This window comes from Acinetobacter sp., assembly GCF_039596015.1.
Classification (GTDB): Bacteria; Pseudomonadota; Gammaproteobacteria; order Pseudomonadales; family Moraxellaceae; genus Acinetobacter.
In genome coordinates this window covers 69699-87543 of sequence record NZ_JBCNKN010000004.1, presented here as the reverse complement: position 1 = coordinate 87543, position 17845 = coordinate 69699, and the positions used below count along the sequence as shown (strand labels likewise).

Below are 17845 nucleotides of genomic sequence, written 5' to 3'. Positions count from 1 at the left end.
AACATATCCCCTTATTTTTACGCATCCATCAACTGTACAAAAAGTTGATCTAGGATTAACTGTGTTTGTACGTTTTGCCCCAACATCACTTTACTTTCTTGCAAATGTGTAAGGATTCCAAACAATGTTTCTAATTCATACACTTCAGCAAGAGATGTAAAGTCAATATCTATATTTTTTATTGATTGATTCAGTTTGACACAAATGACATCGGATAACAAATACTCAAACATTTGCATAAAATCATGAAATGCAAATGCTTTAGCCCATTTGCTTGCATAACTCATGGGCAAGCGTTTTTGTATCACCAAATCCTGCCAATCCGAAATAAATTCAGCACGTTTTGACAACCAGACCTGATCATTCAAAGCAACTGCCTGTAAAGGCATATCACTCGATAAATTAAGCAATAAGCACACCTGTTGCTCATTGAGCTCAGGTAATGCCTGTTTGACATAGGTCATTGCTTGTTGTGAACTCAGCCGATCTAATGCATAGCGTTGTAAACGACTACGTATCGTTGCAGGAAGCTTTAGAAAATGATCTGTAACCAGAATGATCATCACTCGTTCACCTGGTTCTTCCAGCGTTTTGAGCAAGGCATTAGCAGCAGCTACATTTAAAGCGTCAGCAGGCTCAATCACAATAACCCGCCATCCATCAACCGTTTGCTGAACAAATGGCAAAAGCTCTCGTATTTGCTCAATCTTGATTTGTGGATTGGCTTTCTTCGCTTCATCGTCTGTACTGATACGCACATAGTTAGGATGCGTATCAGATTTCAGCCACAGACAGCTTCCACATTGCCCACAAGCACCTTGAGGCGTTTTATTTGCACAGAGCACCCATGCTAAAAATTGCTGGACAAATACATCCTTTCCACAGCCTTGTTTCCCGTAAAACAATAAACCATGTCCAATTTCAGGAAATCGTTGTGTAAGCATGTCCCAAACAGATTGTTGCCAAACAAACACAGGGTGCGCAGATGCAGGAGGTGTGAGTATCATTGGAAGTTTGAGATATCCATTGCATTGAGACGATCTAAATCGGCCTGTGTATCAACACCTGGTGGCAGATTTGCTTCTGCAACCGCTATCGCAATCCGATGACCATTTTCAAGTACACGTAATTGTTCCAGACTCTCTAGGCGCTCTAATTGCCCGATATCCCATGTCACATATTCTTGTAATAATTTCACACGATATGCGTATAACCCTAAATGACGATAAGCCATGTTATGTAATGTTTCAGACTGGTGTTTAGCGGCATCACGGTCATAAGGAATGGTTGCGCGACTAAAATATAAGGCTTCGTTATATTTTGACATCACAACCTTAACAATACTGTCACGTCGAAACTCGTCTAAATGATGAATCGGCTCGCATAATGTCGACATTGAACACTGTGGTCGATCAACCAATAACTGACTTACCTGTTGCACCAACCGAGCAGGCAATAATGGCTCATCACCCTGAACATTGACAATAATATCGTCTGCATCCCAACCCTTAATACGTGCAACTTCACTTAAGCGATCAGTTCCCGATGGATGCTCAGCCTGTGTTAAAACAACGTCAATGCCTTCTGCCCGACAAACCGCAGCAATACGTTCGTCATCCGTTGCAACACATAAGTCATCAAAACCTTCTACCTTTTTTGCCTGATCGACCACACGTAAAATCATGGCTCTACCATGAATCTCAAGCAATGGCTTAGCGGGTAATCGGGAACTTGCATAGCGCGCAGGGATAACGATATGTTTCATAAAAAACCTAATCTATATGAATATGAAATTGCTGGAGCTGTTGTTTTAGCAATGTATAACATGCATCTGAAAGAGAAGCTTCGACTGGCAACACCCAGATCTGATTTTTAATTTGCGGATGTTGCGCTAAAACTGCCTTAATTTTAACAGCATCTTTTTCTGTGGTGATAATCGGAAGATCATCATCAAAAATTAAGTCATCTATACGATAAGCATAATGATCTGCAAACGCATGATGTTCAACATCTACCACACCAATCTCTGCCAGACTACGATAAAAGCGTTGTGGATAGCCTATTCCTACCACAGCATGAAATCTTTGTTTGGGGTCAAATACCAAAGAAGTATTGTGTGTTTTATTCAACAAATAAGGATCTGCAACTTTTAGCATCATTGAATATGCTGTATCAGGATGCGCAGTATGCTCAATCACACTCACCTGTTGCAAACGTGTTTTAGGTTCTCTCAAGTACCCTTCGGGCAGTAGTTTCTCATTGCCTAAACCACGTGTTTTATCTAGAACGACCCATTCAATTTGCCGACCCAATGCCCAGTGTTGTAAGCCATCATCACTTAAGATTAAATCAAGTGAATATTTTTCCAATAATAATTCAATCGATTGCTGTCTATTTGGGCCAACTGCCATTGGAACTTGAGTTCTTTGTACAATTAAAGCAGGTTCATCACCCACTTCTTCGGCAGTTGTATCCAAGTCAACGATTTTAGGAAAAGGGCCCGCCCCGCCATAACCCCGACTAATCACACCAACCCGAACCTGATGCTGTTGTAAATATCGCACCAGTTGAATCAGTAAAGGCGTTTTCCCACTACCACCTACGGTAATGTTTCCAATCACCATTACAGGTATCGGTGCATGGTAGGTTTTTTTAAACCCTGATTGATATAGCGCCTTATTTAGGCTAAACGCACAACCATACAAACACGATAAAGGTCTAAGCAGAACTAACCATTTTGCCTGTTTATTCCATGCATTTTGTATGGTGTGTGCCAATGACATCCTTATTCCTCAAAATTACGTTGATGTAATTGGAAATAAGCACCTCGTTTCTCTAACAATTCGATGTGTGTGCCTTGTTCAATAATTCGACCACGATCCATCACTACAATCTGGTCGGCATTTTCAATTGTAGATAATCGGTGTGCGATAACAATAGTCGTTCTTTCTTGCATGGCATGATCAAAGGCTTGCTGAATAAAATGCTCTGACTCATTATCCAAAGCACTGGTTGCTTCATCCAGAATCAGAATAGGTGCATTCTTTAAAATAGCTCGCGCAATGGCCACACGCTGACGTTGACCGCCCGACAGATTTAAGCCCTGAGCACCTAAAACCGTATCGTAACCTTGTGGTAACTGCATAATAAAATCATGTGCATATGCAGCCTTAGCCGCAGCAACAACATCTTCATCGGTTGCATTTTGCAATTGTCCATAAGCAATATTATCTCGAACACTTCGGTCAAATAAAAAGACTTGCTGATTGACCATCGCAATCTGGTTACGCAAACAATTTAATTCAATGTCATGAATATCAAGATTATCCAGCAATATTTGCCCAGAGCTCATATCCTGAAAACGAACCAATAAATTAACTAACGAGGTTTTACCTGCACCAGACCGCCCGACCAAAGCAACGGTTTGACCAGATTTTATATCCAAAGAAAAGTCTTTAATTGCATGTGAACCATCTTCATAGACCAGATTCACTTGATTAAAGTTAATATTACCTTTCAAAGCTGGTGTAAGCGTCCCTTTATTTGGCTCATCTTCCATATCCAGCAAATCAAATACAGAGTAAGCCGCTGCCAAACCACGTTGTAATTTTTCATTGACACTGGTCAGGTTTTTAAGCGGTTTACTTAGCATCCCTGCTGCCGTGATAAATGCCACAAACTCTGCAGGAGAAGTATTACCTAAAATTTCTGGACGTAACGCAATCCACATGATAATCGCCATCGCAATTGACATGATCAACTGCACAATTGGCGTATTTAAAACATTGATAATATGGAGTTTTAAACCACGTTTTAAGTTCTCACTCGAACGATCATACAAACGCTGATATTCGATATCCTGCCCACCAAAACCTTTGACAACCGTTTGCCCCAAAATCGACTCTTGCACGACATGGTTCACTTCTCCCATGGTATCCTGCATTTGGGTCGAAAGTTTTCGCATTCGTTTCGCTGCTTTTCGAACAGCGTAACCAATAATTGGCGCAAAAACTAAAATAATGATTGATAATCGCCAGTTTTGATAAAACAAATACCCAAGCAAGCCAATAACAGTCAAACCCTCTTTAAGCAAGATTTGCACTGATTCGGAAGATGCCGCAGTCACTTGCTCAATGTTATATAAAATTTTAGAGGTGATTTGTCCACTTGAGTTTTTTAAATAATAATTGGATGGTAAGCGTAAAAGTCTACCAAATACTTGTTGTCGAATACTAAAAATCAGATGTCTTGAGATAACGGCTGAGTAATAGTCACCCAAAAATGAACCAACACCACGAACAAAGATAAGTAAAACCACTAAAAATGGGAATAGTGAGGTTTCATGTACGTTTTGCTTTTGAATGGCATTAATAATGAATTCAAGTAATTTTGCGATAGAGACTTCTGTTGCTGCACTTAAAGTGAAGCCTATCAATACCAAAATTGCATAGCCCCAATAAGGTTTTAAATAAGCAAGTAATCGAAAATAAACTTTTATATCTTGTTTCACTCATAACCTCGAGTTGGCGCTTTGGTACTAATATTGATATTGACAAAACCAAGTTGTCCAGCCACATCCATCACACGAATCACATCTTGATGGGTCGCCTTTGCATCTGCTGCAATCACAAACATCAGATCACGATGACCATCGGTTGCCTGTTTAATTGCTGTCGATAAGTCCGAAACATCCTGACTCGATAAAGCCTGACCATTTACGGCATAGTGACCTGTGGAGTCTACCATAACTTCTATTTTACGATCGTATTGTTTTGGTGGTACGCCTTGCGCATCTGGCAAAGTAATATTGATCCGACTTTGTTGATAAAACGTCGTTGATAACAATAAAAAGACCAAAATAAAAAGTAGACAGTCAATCATTGGAGTCAGGTTGATATGAATATCTTCAACCTGACGTTTTTGACGAAACTTCATCGCAAAGCCCTCGTCAATTAACGCTGCTGATTTGAAGATTGCTGAAAAAACAGCTTGGCATGAAACAATGTCGCCTGCTGTTCTAATTCTGCAATATATTCCTGAACAACACGCTGTAAATAGCGATATGCAATTAGCGCAGGAATCGCAACCACCATCCCCATTGCTGTTGTAATCAGTGCTTTTGATATACCAGGAATCATCAAGGTCGGGCTTACATTTGAACCAACATCGATCATTAAAAAGGATTCAATAATCCCGATTACTGTTCCCAGCAATCCGAGTAAAGGTGCAATAGCACTCATCGTACCCAAAAAATTAATATTTTTTTCCAAATAATGAATTTCTTGAGACGCAGCTACTTCCATCTGGGCACGTGTGAATTGCTCACCTTCTGCACGGCTTGACCACGCAACAGATAGAATTTGCCCTAACGCACTTTGTTGAAGCTGGGCATTTTGCTGTAACTGCTGCACAATTTTGGCAAGATCTTCCTGAGGTGTTACCACAATTTCTGCAGGAAGGACTTCTTTTCGTCTTAATCGAATTATACGCTCTAGCGTAATTGCCACCGTAAAAACAGAACAGAGCAAAAGTGGTAGCATAAGCCACCCCCCTGCTTTAAACAGTTCCCACATGATGTTACCCCAATAATAAAAAGTTAATTTTATTCAGATTCAGATAAGCAAATATTTAAGATTCCATCCAGTTCATCAAGTGAATGATAATGAATCACTAATTTTCCCTTACCTTGTTTATTATGATCAATTTTTACATTTGCATTAAAGCGTTCTGATAAGCGTTGCGTCAACTGCTCTAAATCAGGAGAAGCTGCCGTTTTTGCTTTGTCTGCTTTAGGTTCACTTAATTCTCTAACCAATTGCTCGGTTTGACGTACAGACAGACCTTTTTCAATCACAATTTGTGCGATTTTTTCCTGATCTTTTGGCTTTAATGTCAAAATTGCACGTGCATGCCCCATATCTAGAGCACCCTCTTGCATCAACATTTTAACAGAATCAACCAGACTGAGTAATCGCAATAAATTGCTAATCGTCGCCCGTGCTTTGCCTACAGTATCTGCAATTTCCTGATGGCTTAAACCGAATTCTTCATGAAAACGCTGTAAAGCCATTGCCTGATCAATTGGGTTTAAGTCTTGGCGTTGAATGTTTTCAATTAATGCCAGTGCAATGGCAACCTGATCATTTAATTGACGTACAATTGCAGGGATTTCAACCAAACCTGCCAATTGTGCAGCGCGCCAACGACGCTCACCTGCAATAATTTCATAAGGGTGTTGTTCGTCATCTACAGGACGCACCACAATCGGCTGCATTACGCCATGTTTTTTAATCGATGCTGCAAGCTCTTGAAGATCTTCTTCATTAATGAAGCGTCGTGGCTGATAAACACCACGTTTGAGCAAGGCCACATCAATATTTTTGAGTTGACCTTGATCATGCTCCTGTTCTTCAATTTTCAATTTTTCTTTTTGAATTGATCCAAGTAAAGCATCCAAACCACGCCCTTTTGCTAATCCGCGTTTTTTAATGCTCATGACACTTGTCCTTTTTTCACTTTACTCTTTTTCAACATTTCAGCTGCCAAGTTTAAATAGGCGATTGCCCCTTTTGAACTTTTTTCAAAATAAATGACAGGCAAACCATGTGCTGGCGCTTCAGCTAAGCGCACATTACGCGGAATCACTGTTTCATATAATTTAGAACCAAAGAACTGTTCTAACTCAGCAGAAACATCACGTGTTAATGCGTTACGCGCATCATACATGGTACGCAATACACCAATAATTTGTAGCTGTGGATTTAAAGCTTGCTGAATACGATCAATGGTCTGTGTCAAATCTGCCAAACCTTCAAGCGCATAGTATTCACATTGCATCGGGATAATCACAGCATCAACAGCAGCCAGTGCATTCACTGTAATTAAACTTAAACTTGGTGCACAATCGACAATGATAAAATCAAAAGATTGCTGAACATCTTGAAGTGCCTTACGTAAAATAAACTCACGCCCTTCCTGCTCTGCAATCGCCAGTTCAACCCCAGCCAAATCGCGGTTCGCGCCTAAAACTTTATAACCAACCTCAGCCTTGATAATCGCTGTTTCAATTGGTGTTTCACCCAGCAATACATCTGTAATAGAATACAACAAGTCATTTTTTTGAATACCCGACCCCATCGTTGCATTCCCTTGCGGATCCATATCCACAAGCAGAACACGTTTCTTTAGCACAGCCAAAGAAGCAGCCAAGTTTACTGCGGTTGTAGTTTTACCGACCCCACCTTTTTGATTTGCTATTGCAATTATTTGAGCCATGAAAACCCCAATCCTTTAAATCTTTTTCAACACTATTAAATGACGTTGTTCATTCAGATGTGGCACATGCAATTCGACAATCTGGCTTGAATAGCTTGATTTTAAAACCTCAAGCTCTTCTGTTGGTACGACACCTTTCATTGCACAAATTTGCGTATTTGAATGCATATAAGGTTCAGATGCCGTAACAAAATCAGTTAAAGAAGCAAATGCCCGGCTTGTAATTACATCAAACTGTCCAAGTTCACGAATAGTATCTTCGTTCTCTACACGTGTTTGTACAGCAATAACATTTTGCAATTTCAAGTCAGCAATAAACTGCTTCAAAAAACGGATTTTTTTACCATTTGAATCAAGCAATACACACTGGCGCTCAGGTTGACATAATGCAATGATCATTCCCGGCATGCCACCTCCTGTCCCGATATCCAGTATTCTACCTTCAGGTAAATGAGGCAAAACACTCAAACTATCCAACAGGTGTTTGATCAACATTTCTTTTGGTTCACGAATAGCTGTTAGGTTATAGGCTTTATTCCATAACACTAAAGCATCTTGATATTTCAACAACAGTTGCAAAGCATCATCACTGAGCGTTAAGCCTAATTTTTGGCTGCCTTGTTTTAATTCTTGAAAAAAAAGATGCATGCTCATACTCGTTCATTAAAATCAGGTTGAAGTATACTGAATTATCCGCTCAATCATAGCGTTCGATGATTAGCGAATATTCATTTAAGCGTATTCGCCTAAACGAATTTGCTGATCTAGTGCCAATAATCGCTCTGGTGTTCCGACATCGACCCAAGGTGCTGTCATTTTTTCCGCAGACACACGCCCCTGCAACATGGCATGTTTTAACAATGGTGCAAGTGGTCGTTTACCATCTTCTAGACCATCAAACAGCTGAGGAGAATACAATCCAATACCACTATAGGTCAGAGCTTCACCTGCCTGCAGCTGTTCAAAGCAATAAGCACGCCCATCCGCTAAAATAAAATCGCCATCTGGGTGCTGCACTGGATTTTCGACTAACATCAGATGTGCCAAATCATTACCAAGATTGACCTCTCGTAATGATTTGAAATCATATCCTGTCCAGACATCACCATTGACGAGCATAAAAGGTTCATTTCCCAAAAGTGGCAACGCACGAATAATCCCGCCTGCCGTTTCTAGACCTTCACCTTCATTTGACCATAAAATCTGCACACCAAACTGCTGACCATCACCCAGTTCTAGCCATAATTTTTCGGCAAGCCACGCAGTATTGATCACGATTTCTGTTATACCAATTTGGCGTAACTTTTCAATATGCCAAACGATGAGCGGTTTCCCACCCACTTCCAGCAATGGTTTTGGTTTATGCAATGTCAATGGCCGCATGCGGTTTCCTAAACCCGCAGCAAGAATCATCGCCTTCATGCTACTACCTCATACACACCATATTTCTGATTAAACTCAGGCAATACGCGTTGTTGCATAAATTCAATGAATGGCGTTAATTCGTCATAACTTTGACTTTCTGTTAATACATACCACATGACACGCGGTAGGTCTTTTAGATAGCCCGATTTTCCATCTCGTTCAAACAAACGTACAAAAATACCCAATATTTTAATATGGCGTTGCAATGCCATATAGTCAGCATCTTGTTTAAACTGTTCTAAGTTACGCTCTTGTTTTGCTGATGGAGGTAATAAGTGATAGAACTGCTCAAACCACTCATTGACTTTTTCAGGCGACCACTGCACATAAGCATCACGTGTAATCGAGATTAAATCGTAAGTATCTGCCCCAATCACAGCATCTTGAAAATCAATAATCCCTAATGTCTTTTCACCTTCTAATTGCATCAGATTTCGACTATGAAAATCGCGATGCACGATGACTTGTGGCTGTGCCAATGCACGTTTTGCCAAGACGTCAAATGTATGCTGAATCATCGATGTTTCTGTTTCATTTAACTGAATTTTCAAGGCAGGCAATAACCAGTCTGTCAACAATTGCATTTCTGAGATTAATTTTTCATATTTATAGTCAGGCAACTGTTCACAACCATCGATCTTTTGTAATTCGATTAACTGCTGAAAACTCTGTAAATAATATTGATCAACTGTCTGTTCATTCAATAAGTTAGACAACAACACATCACCAAAATCTTCAAGCAACAAAAATCCCGCCTGCAAATCTTTGGCAATAATTTGTGGCACTCTGACTTTATTTCTGCTTAAAAACTCATCAATACTCACAAAAGGTACACAATCTTCTTTATCGGGTGGTGCATCCATTAGCATAAATGTTTTATTATTTTGGATAACTCGCGCATAGCGACGGAAGCTAGCATCGCCTGCTAAATATTTGATTTCGAATTGATCAGAATGAAGAACATCTGTTAACCATGTTTGTATCAATTGTTCACGTTGTGTATTCATTTGCAAATTTATCTAATACAGGCTGAGTTTTTGAAGTGCTAAGTGTAGCTACTTATCGACTTTTTCTCTATGATGCAACAATAATTAATTGCAAAAAGCATACTTGGTTAATGAGACAAATGAAGCAACAGTTTAAATTTAATCCGCTGGCAACTGCAATTTTGACACTTTTATGTGGTGGCTCGCTACAATCAAGTTATGCAGCATCTTCTGAGGTTGTATCAACTATTGATAACAACCAATTAAAGCAAAACCTTTCAGATAGTTATGATGGGCAGTCTTTCTTTGAACAATATTATGTAGACAAAAATAGTCCTCAAGCAAAACAACGCGAAAATAACGAAAAATATGCGTCTTTTTGTCAGGGTGTATGGATTACACCAATTGACCCGAACACGCCTGCTCCCGACGCAGCGAAAACAACCACATATGCCGATGCAGACTATGCAGTTTACAACCCAAATGGTGATTCTGAATTAACAGGTAATGTGGTCATTAATCAAGAAGGACGCCAGTTAAAGGCCAACAAAGTTATCTTAGATAAGACTCAAACCTATGCACACGCTCAAGGCAATGTACAAATTGCACAAGATGGCTTGGTTTCTCAGAGTCAGGACGTAAACTACAATTTAAAACAGCAAAGTGGTGATTTGAGCGATAGCTATTATATTAGTGAAGCTTCTCATGCACATGGTCATGCCGACAGCATTATCCGCACATCTCCTGCAAAAACTGAGCTGAGAAACGCCACCTATACAACATGTGAACCGGGTAAAGCACCGGGGTGGAAAATTACGGCTAAGAAAATTATTCTGGATCAGGATACAGGTCGTGGTACAACACGTGATACACGTTTATATATCAAAAATGTACCCGTTATGGCACTGCCGTATTATAACTTCCCGATTGATGACCGGAGAACAACAGGTTTACTCACCCCAAGTTTCGGATGGACAAGTGATGGTGGACTTCAGTTCTCTCTTCCAGTTTATCTCAATCTGGCACCAAACTATGACATGACATTAACGCCTCGTTACTTAGATAGTCATGGCGCAATGTTAGAAGGTGACTTTAGATATAAAACTGAGCATTTTGGTGAAGGTGAGATTTCTGGCGGATACTTACCAAACGACAAGGACTACAATAACCAAGATCGTAAATCACTCAAAATTATTCATGACTGGACGATTAACAAGTATTTTTCCAGTAATTTTGAATACAACTATTTGTCAGATATCGACTATATCTACGACATTAAAAACGACCCCAATATTTCAACCGATTTAAACCAAAAGCGTTTAGCTCAACTGAATTTTGCAAATGCAGTTCCTGGGCTAAATGCGACACTAAAAGTTGAAACTTATCAAACACTGGACAAAACATTAGCAGACGTAGATAAGCCATACTATCGCTTACCACAGTTCTTGCTGAATTATACATCGACCAATCCACAAGGTTGGCAATTTGAATATCATAACGATACAGCCTACTTCAAAAAGGATACATCAGATAATGCAGTTATCGAAAATGGTACTCGACTCTATAATTCATTTGCGACTCGCTATAATTTCCGTACCCCGTGGGCTTTTGTCATTCCTGAAGCCTCAATACGTTCTCTAAACTACTTTTACGATAAAGAAGCAAGACAAGGTGGTAAAACAAATAAATCCCTTGTTGTGCCTCAGTTTACTTTAGATACGGGCTTAAATTTTGAGAAAGAAGGTAAATACCTTCAAACCATTACGCCACGTTTATTTTATGCGTATGCGCCTTATAAAAACCAAAATGACTACCCTAACTTTGATACCACATCGGCATCGGTTAGCTATGACCAATTATTTAGCCCATATCGTTTTTATGGACATGACCGCCTAGACGACAACAATTTTATGTCTTTAGGTTTAAGTTATAGCTTATTTGACCAACAAGGTTTAGAGCGATTAAAAGCTGCTGTCGGTCAAAGTTTCTATTTCTCCGACCGAAGAGTTTTACTTGATCCTACAACTGACCACGTTGAAACCAAGGCAAATTCGGGTCCTGTTTTTTCGGTTTCTAGCCAGTTAAGCAATAATTTTACCATTGCTTCAAACCTTGCCTTGGACAACGGTTCTGCTTCTCAAGCCAATTTCCAAACCTATTACACCTCTGCTAAAGGTCGAATCTATAACCTTGGTTATTACAAACGTAAAGACACAGATAATGGTCAGCTGACTTATGATCAAATTGTTGCATCATTCATACAACCCGTAAATGACAATTGGCGTATTATGGGGCATGTTCAATATGACCTTGATCACAGCCTTGCACGTGAATATTTATTAGGTGTGAATTATGAATCGTGCTGTTGGACTGTTTCTGTCTATGGTCGCTCTTATTTCAACGATTTAGATGATGTTACTCAAGCTGGTGTGAAACGTAAAAATGCAATTATGGCAGAATTTACATTAAAAGGACTTGGCTCTTTCAGTAACCGACTTTCATCGCTACTTGAGCAACGCATTATCGGTTTTAACAAATCTAACCAATCTTGGACTCAACCTTAATGAAGAATCTACAACTTAAACAATATTTGAAAGCAGCCACGCTTGCGCTTTTAATTTCAAGTTCTATGCCTGTCTTTGCTGCAACTAATGATGAGGTTGTAGCCGTTGTTGGGGATAGCGCTATTTTACGTAGTGATTTAGATCAGATGACTGCTGAACTTGCACACCAAATGCAAGCACAAAAACGAACTCTACCGCCACAACAAATTTTACAACAACAAGCTTTAGAGCAAATGATTATTCGTCAAGCTCAATTAGAATTAGTTAAGCGCTATAGTGTTAAACCTGACGAAGCAACGCTAAACGAAGAAGTTGCAAAATACGCCAAGCAAAATGGTTTTAGCAGCTTAGAAAGTTTCCAGAAACAACTTGATGCACAATCTCCTGGCACTTATGAAGCTGTCCGTAATCGAATTGGACAAGAAATTGCTATTTCTCGCTTACGCCAACAACAAATTATGTCGCGGATCAAAATTACAGACCAAGACGTTGATAACTTCCTAAAAACACCACAGGGTCAGGCAGCAATTGGCAGCCAAGCCCACATCTTACATGTGCGTGTTTCCTCAACAGGCAAAGATACAACACAATTATTAAGTACTGCACAACTTGTAAAACAAGACTTAAGCCAGTCTGATGACTTACAAGCGATCAGTAAAAAATACTCAACAGCAGATATTAAAGTTGTTGGTGCAGACATGGGGTATAAAAGTCTGGCAGACATTCCTGCTGAACTTGCCGCACGTGTAAGCGCCTTACAAACAGGTCAAACATCTGAAACAATTCCTGCACAAGACGGGATTCATATCTTAAAATTACTTGATCGTAAAGCGAGCGATCAAAAAATGATTGTTACACAATATCATGTTCGTCATATTCTTATTCAACCAAACGAAGTTCTGAATGACGCACAAGCCAAACAACGTATAGACAGTATCTATAATCGATTGAAAGCAGGTGAAAATTTCTCCACACTTGCAACTATTTTCTCTAATGATCCAGGTTCTGCTGCCAATGGCGGTGATTTAGGTTGGGTGAGTTTAGGCAGCATGGTTCCTGAATTTGAAGACACCATGAAAACTACACCTGTAGGACAAATTAGCGCACCATTTAAAACACAATATGGTTGGCATGTTCTACAAGTACAAGACACCCGCCAGCAAGATATGACCAAAGAATATCAACAGCGCTTAGCTCGTCAATTCCTAGGTGAACAACAGTTTAACACCGAAGTCGATGGCTGGTTACGTGAACTACGTGCCAACACTTATGTCGACATTAAAGACCCTAGCTTAGATAAGGCTAAGAATAAAGCATCTCAAGTACAATAAAAGTTGTTAACCTGCGCTCTAGAAATCAGATGGTTCTTCTATTCTGAAAAGCGCAGGTTATCTCAATAAGCTAAAATCTATCGACGGCATTTCATGCCAAATTTATATTGTGACCAAATAAGTAAGCCAATTAAAAAATATCAAAATCCATAAAAAAAGAAAAAAGCCAGCATATTGCTGGCTTTAAACTATAACAAACGATTAACGGTTATTATTTGAATCATCTTCTTGAGAGTCTTCAAATTTTGATTCATTTTCAAAATTTGACGATTGACCACCGAAGCCACTTTGACCGCCAAAACCGCCTTGATTACCAAAACCGCCTTGACCACCGAAGCCACCTTGACCACCGAAGCCACCTTGACCACCGAAGCCACCTTGACCACCGAAGCCGCCTTGACCACCGAAGCCACCTTGTTGACCACCGAAGCCACCTTGTTGACCACCGAAGCCGCCTTGCTGACCGCCAAAGCCACTTTGTGGAGCACCAGCAGGAGCACCAGCAGGACGTGGGTTACGTGCTGGAACAACTGTAGAAATGGCATGTTTATAAACCATTTGACTTACTGTGTTTTTTAATAAAACAACGTATTGGTCAAAAGACTCAATGTGACCTTGTAATTTGATCCCGTTTACCAAGAAAATCGATACAGGAATACGCTCTTTGCGTAAAGAGTTTAAGAAGGGATCTTGTAAAGTTTGGCCTTTAGACATGTGTTTACTCCAAAAATAAAAAATTAATCAGCGCAAAAAAACTGCCTTTAATTTTTTAAAAATTTATAAAAAAGGCAGTATGCAAATTTTGCTTTATCTGTAACAGTTTCGCAAGTATCCTTGCGCCTGTTCTATGGTTTCAAATGTTGTAAATTGATGATTTTCTCGTAATGATCTTAACCATGTATATTGACGCTTTGCTAATTGTCTTGTAGCGAACAATGCTTTATCCTCCATTTCTTGCTTATTTTCGTGATTTAAGTCACCATTTTTTAAGAATTCATAAGCCTGACGATAACCAACAGCACGCATTGAAGGTAAATCGGCATTTAAATCGTATTTATCAATTAGATATTCAACCTCATTTAAAAAACCAATATCCCACATTTTTTGAAGTCGTTGTTCTATTCTTTGATGTAATTCTAACCGATTTGGCATTAAAGCATAATTATGAAAAATGTAACGATATGCTAACTGTTTTGGTTGCTCCGCCTGTAATGCGGTAATGGGTCTTCCTGTGATACGAAAAACTTCTAAAGCACGTATAATTCTCTGCTTATCACTAACCTTAAATTTTTCTCCAGCAATCGGGTCTACCCGTACCAATTCAGCATGAATCGCTTCCCATCCTTGCTGTTCAGCTTGTTGCATAATCTGGTCACGAATAGATTGATCTGCACTTGGCAAATGCCCCGAAAGTCCTTCTAATAATGCCTTGAAGTACAGCATCGTTCCACCCACCAAAATTGGAATCTTGCCCTTTTGGTGAATTTCATCAATAAGCCGACATGCATCTTCAACAAATTCAGCAGCAGAATACACTTGCTCTGGCGTAATAAGATCAATCAGATGATGTGGATATTGTAACTGTTCCTCCTGACTAGGCTTTGCTGTTCCAATATTCATATCCTGAAAAACCAATGCAGAATCAACAGAAATCAGTTCAAAATTTCCTTGTTCATACAGCTCACACGCCAAAGCGGTTTTCCCGCTTGCAGTCGGTCCCATTAAATTGATGACAGGCAATGTATTTGGCATGTAATGCTATTCTCCTCGGGCAAATAATTTATCAAGTTGGGTTAATGGAAAAGCGCGCCATGTTGGGCGGCCATGATTACACTGGCTTGCAAACTCAGTTTGTTCCATCTGGCGCAATAACGCATTCATTTCAGATAAACTCAGTTGACGGTGGGCACGTACTGCACCATGACAGGCCATCCCCGCCAAGAGTTGATCTCGTTTTTGCAACAAAGCATGTGCTTCATCATTGGGGTCTAAATCATTCAATAATTCAGGAATTAATTTTGAGAAATCCGCCTTTTGTAAAATAGCGGGTACACCTCTTAAAATCACCTGCTCATCGCCATATTGGTCAATTTCCAGCCCTAGACGTTCCAATTGCGGTTTTAACTCTTCAACTCGACTGGCTTGCATACGACTAATTGATACAACTTTAGGAATCAGGAGTTGCTGGGATTGCCAAAATTCTGGTTTATCCCATGCCATTTTCATTTGTTGCAACAAAATTCGCTCATGTGCCGCATGCATATCAACAATAATCAGCCCTTGCGTATTTTGAGCCAAAATATAAATGCCGTGTAATTGCGCAATTGCAATCCCTAAAGGATATTCATTCTGACTGACCTGAGCGTCACTGACATCAATAGATGAACTTTCTCTTAAAGGTGCTAAGTATTCTTTTAGACTATTATTAACCTGCTGTAAATTATCCCGTGGTGTGCTTGAAATCACCCTTCGATAATCTACAGGCTGCACCTGAGCCGACTGAAAATCGGTCAACAAATCCGTTGATTCAGTCGGCTGAGATTCAACTTCATTTTGAGTATTTGAAATAGGTTGATATTCACGATACTGATGTAACGAGAGTGTTTCTTGTACTTTGGGTTGTGGCATTTGCTGTTCTGGGCTTAGTGCTTCTGATAAATCTGCACTTGCCGTCTGGAACTGACTCAATGTCGATTTGGCATAATGTCTAACAAACTCATGTATTTCCCGTTGATTCAAAAAACGGATTTCATGCTTGGTTGGATGCACATTCACATCGACATTTTCAGGATCAACTTCTAAAAACAGTAAATATGCCGAATATTGATGGCCATGCAAAATACCATCGTATGCCATACGCAAAGCATGGGCAATGGTCTTATCTTTGACAATTCGACCATTCACATAAATATATTGTAAATCCGCCTGCGCCCTTGCATCTGACGGATGCCCAAGCCAACCACTCATGCGCATTGAGACACTTTGCGCATCTATCCAATAGGCATTTTCTGTAAACTGTTTTCCTAGTAGTTGTTGAACCCGTTGAAAACGTAATTCGCCACTGTCAGCAACTGGCAGATTTAAGCGAATCTGATCATTGTGTTCCAAAACAAAACGTATATCAAAATGGGTTAATGCCAAACGGCGAACAATTTCTTCAATATGTCCAAACTCTGTCGTTGGTTTTTTTAAAAATTTACGACGCGCGGGGACATTAAAAAATAAATCCTGAACACGGATTTGCGTGCCTTTACTGCTTGCGACTGGCAAAACTTCCTGATGATCAAATGCAGTACCATTGACCTCAATCTGATATCCAACTCCTGAAGTATCCTGACTACTGACCAGCGTTAAACGAGAGACTGCCGCAATCGATGCCAATGCTTCTCCACGAAATCCTAGACTCACAATAGCGTGTAAGTCTTCTGCTGTCTGGATTTTACTGGTTGCATGACGCATCACCGCCAAAGGCAAATCATCAGGATGGATACCTGAACCATTATCACTAATTTCAATCAGGGTGCTACCACCTTGACTCAGACGAATAATCAGTTCAGTTGCACCTGCATCAATTGCATTTTCAAGCAATTCTTTAACCACCGAAGCAGGACGTTCAATCACCTCACCTGCGGCAATCTGGTTTGCCAAAGCTGGATTTAAATGATGAATCCGACGCAATGAAGAAGCATTCGACATTAGTTTAAAGCACCATTCAATTGTTCAAGCACATGCACATGTGAAGAAGAAATAATCACTTTACGTTGCATTTCATCCTCTGTTTTTAAAATTTCAATGGTCAGATCAGGTTTTGGAATTTCATCTCCGCCCTGACTTGGCCATTCAAATAAAAATAAAGCATTTGGCGTTTCCAGATAATCCCGTATTCCCATTAATTCCAATTCATATGGGTCATTCAAACGATATAAATCGAAATGATAAATAGTTTTATCTGTAATGTTATACGGCTCAACCAAAGTATAGGTTGGGCTTTTCACTGCGCCTTTATGCCCTAACGCTTGCAATAAATAACGAGTAAATGTGGTCTTCCCTGCACCTAAATCGCCAATCAGATAAATAACGCCCTGTTGAAAATATTGAGCCACAGCTTGAGCGAATTGCTGTGTATCTGTTTCAGAATAAAGATCTACTGTGAGGGAGTCGCGCATAGCATCAAAAATTAGAATAGAACACCAGCATTATGATAGCATTGCCCCCATTGAAAACCTACCACCTACATTTTGTTTGTCTATTTTCAAATAAGCTG

17 protein-coding genes are annotated in these 17845 nt (G+C 39.8%); 2 read left to right on the top strand and 15 right to left on the bottom strand.

Annotated elements, in window-relative coordinates; translation table 11 throughout:
* Positions 1 to 17: 17 nt before the first annotated feature.
* The 11 genes from ABDV70_RS05610 to ABDV70_RS05560 all read right to left on the bottom strand — a co-directional run bounded on the left by ABDV70_RS05610 (position 18) and on the right by ABDV70_RS05560 (position 9707).
* The gene (locus ABDV70_RS05610; RefSeq protein WP_343596103.1) at positions 18 to 1007 is read right to left on the bottom strand and encodes a DNA polymerase III subunit delta'; all 990 of its coding nucleotides are present in this window, start codon (positions 1005 to 1007) and stop codon (positions 18 to 20) included.
* Positions 1004 to 1765 carry a 3-deoxy-manno-octulosonate cytidylyltransferase gene (gene kdsB / locus ABDV70_RS05605; protein ID WP_343596101.1) on the bottom strand — a complete coding sequence of 254 codons (762 nt, stop codon included), beginning with the start codon at positions 1763 to 1765 and terminating at the stop codon, positions 1004 to 1006. The genes ABDV70_RS05610 and kdsB overlap by 4 nt, the downstream gene beginning before the upstream one ends.
* A gap of 7 nt (positions 1766 to 1772) precedes the next feature.
* On the bottom strand, positions 1773 to 2783 hold the full coding sequence (gene lpxK, locus ABDV70_RS05600) for a tetraacyldisaccharide 4'-kinase (RefSeq protein ID WP_343596099.1): 1011 nt from the start codon (positions 2781 to 2783) through the stop codon (positions 1773 to 1775).
* Between the two features lie 2 nt (positions 2784 to 2785).
* Positions 2786 to 4510, bottom strand: coding sequence for a lipid A export permease/ATP-binding protein MsbA (msbA, locus tag ABDV70_RS05595; protein ID WP_343596097.1), 1725 nt, complete (start codon positions 4508 to 4510; stop codon positions 2786 to 2788).
* Positions 4507 to 4935 carry a biopolymer transporter ExbD gene (locus tag ABDV70_RS05590; protein ID WP_343596095.1) on the bottom strand — a complete coding sequence of 143 codons (429 nt, stop codon included), beginning with the start codon at positions 4933 to 4935 and terminating at the stop codon, positions 4507 to 4509. Before ABDV70_RS05590 ends, msbA begins: the two co-directional genes overlap by 4 nt.
* A 17-nt stretch (positions 4936 to 4952) precedes the next feature.
* A complete protein-coding gene (locus tag ABDV70_RS05585; RefSeq protein ID WP_343596093.1) occupies positions 4953 to 5573 on the bottom strand; it encodes a MotA/TolQ/ExbB proton channel family protein in 621 nt (206 codons plus the stop codon).
* Between the two features lie 29 nt (positions 5574 to 5602).
* Positions 5603 to 6496 (bottom strand): ParB/RepB/Spo0J family partition protein, encoded by an 894-nt coding sequence (locus ABDV70_RS05580; protein WP_343596092.1) that lies wholly within the window; start codon positions 6494 to 6496, stop codon positions 5603 to 5605.
* On the bottom strand, positions 6493 to 7275 hold the full coding sequence (locus tag ABDV70_RS05575; protein ID WP_343596091.1) for a ParA family protein: 783 nt from the start codon (positions 7273 to 7275) through the stop codon (positions 6493 to 6495). The genes ABDV70_RS05580 and ABDV70_RS05575 overlap by 4 nt, the downstream gene beginning before the upstream one ends.
* A 15-nt stretch (positions 7276 to 7290) precedes the next feature.
* Positions 7291 to 7923: a 16S rRNA (guanine(527)-N(7))-methyltransferase RsmG gene (gene rsmG / locus ABDV70_RS05570; RefSeq protein ID WP_343596090.1), complete on the bottom strand. Its 633-nt coding sequence runs from the start codon at positions 7921 to 7923 to the stop codon at positions 7291 to 7293.
* An 84-nt stretch (positions 7924 to 8007) separates the two neighbouring features.
* Positions 8008 to 8697, bottom strand: a complete 690-nt coding sequence (gene murU, locus ABDV70_RS05565) for an N-acetylmuramate alpha-1-phosphate uridylyltransferase MurU (RefSeq protein ID WP_343596088.1) — start codon at positions 8695 to 8697, stop codon at positions 8008 to 8010.
* A complete protein-coding gene (locus tag ABDV70_RS05560) occupies positions 8694 to 9707 on the bottom strand; it encodes a phosphotransferase (RefSeq protein ID WP_343596087.1) in 1014 nt (337 codons plus the stop codon). The genes murU and ABDV70_RS05560 overlap by 4 nt, the downstream gene beginning before the upstream one ends.
* Positions 9708 to 9826: 119 nt before the next feature.
* Here ABDV70_RS05560 and lptD point away from each other — a divergent pair, with 119 nt between their 5' ends.
* Positions 9827 to 12250 (top strand): LPS assembly protein LptD, encoded by a 2424-nt coding sequence (gene lptD / locus ABDV70_RS05555; RefSeq protein WP_343596085.1) that lies wholly within the window; start codon positions 9827 to 9829, stop codon positions 12248 to 12250.
* On the top strand, positions 12250 to 13581 hold the full coding sequence (locus ABDV70_RS05550) for a peptidylprolyl isomerase (protein WP_343596084.1): 1332 nt from the start codon (positions 12250 to 12252) through the stop codon (positions 13579 to 13581). Before lptD ends, ABDV70_RS05550 begins: the two co-directional genes overlap by 1 nt.
* A 201-nt stretch (positions 13582 to 13782) precedes the next feature.
* Here ABDV70_RS05550 and hfq read toward each other — a convergent pair whose 3' ends face one another.
* The 4 genes from hfq to tsaE all read right to left on the bottom strand — a co-directional run bounded on the left by hfq (position 13783) and on the right by tsaE (position 17747).
* Positions 13783 to 14295: an RNA chaperone Hfq gene (hfq, locus tag ABDV70_RS05545; protein ID WP_343596083.1), complete on the bottom strand. Its 513-nt coding sequence runs from the start codon at positions 14293 to 14295 to the stop codon at positions 13783 to 13785.
* A gap of 93 nt (positions 14296 to 14388) precedes the next feature.
* Entirely contained in the window at positions 14389 to 15333 is a 945-nt protein-coding gene (miaA, locus tag ABDV70_RS05540) for a tRNA (adenosine(37)-N6)-dimethylallyltransferase MiaA (protein ID WP_343596082.1), read from the bottom strand.
* Between the two features lie 6 nt (positions 15334 to 15339).
* The gene (mutL, locus tag ABDV70_RS05535; RefSeq protein WP_343596080.1) at positions 15340 to 17277 is read right to left on the bottom strand and encodes a DNA mismatch repair endonuclease MutL; all 1938 of its coding nucleotides are present in this window, start codon (positions 17275 to 17277) and stop codon (positions 15340 to 15342) included.
* Positions 17277 to 17747, bottom strand: a complete 471-nt coding sequence (tsaE, locus tag ABDV70_RS05530) for a tRNA (adenosine(37)-N6)-threonylcarbamoyltransferase complex ATPase subunit type 1 TsaE (protein WP_343596078.1) — start codon at positions 17745 to 17747, stop codon at positions 17277 to 17279. The genes mutL and tsaE overlap by 1 nt, the downstream gene beginning before the upstream one ends.
* Between the last annotated feature and the right edge of the window lie 98 nt (positions 17748 to 17845).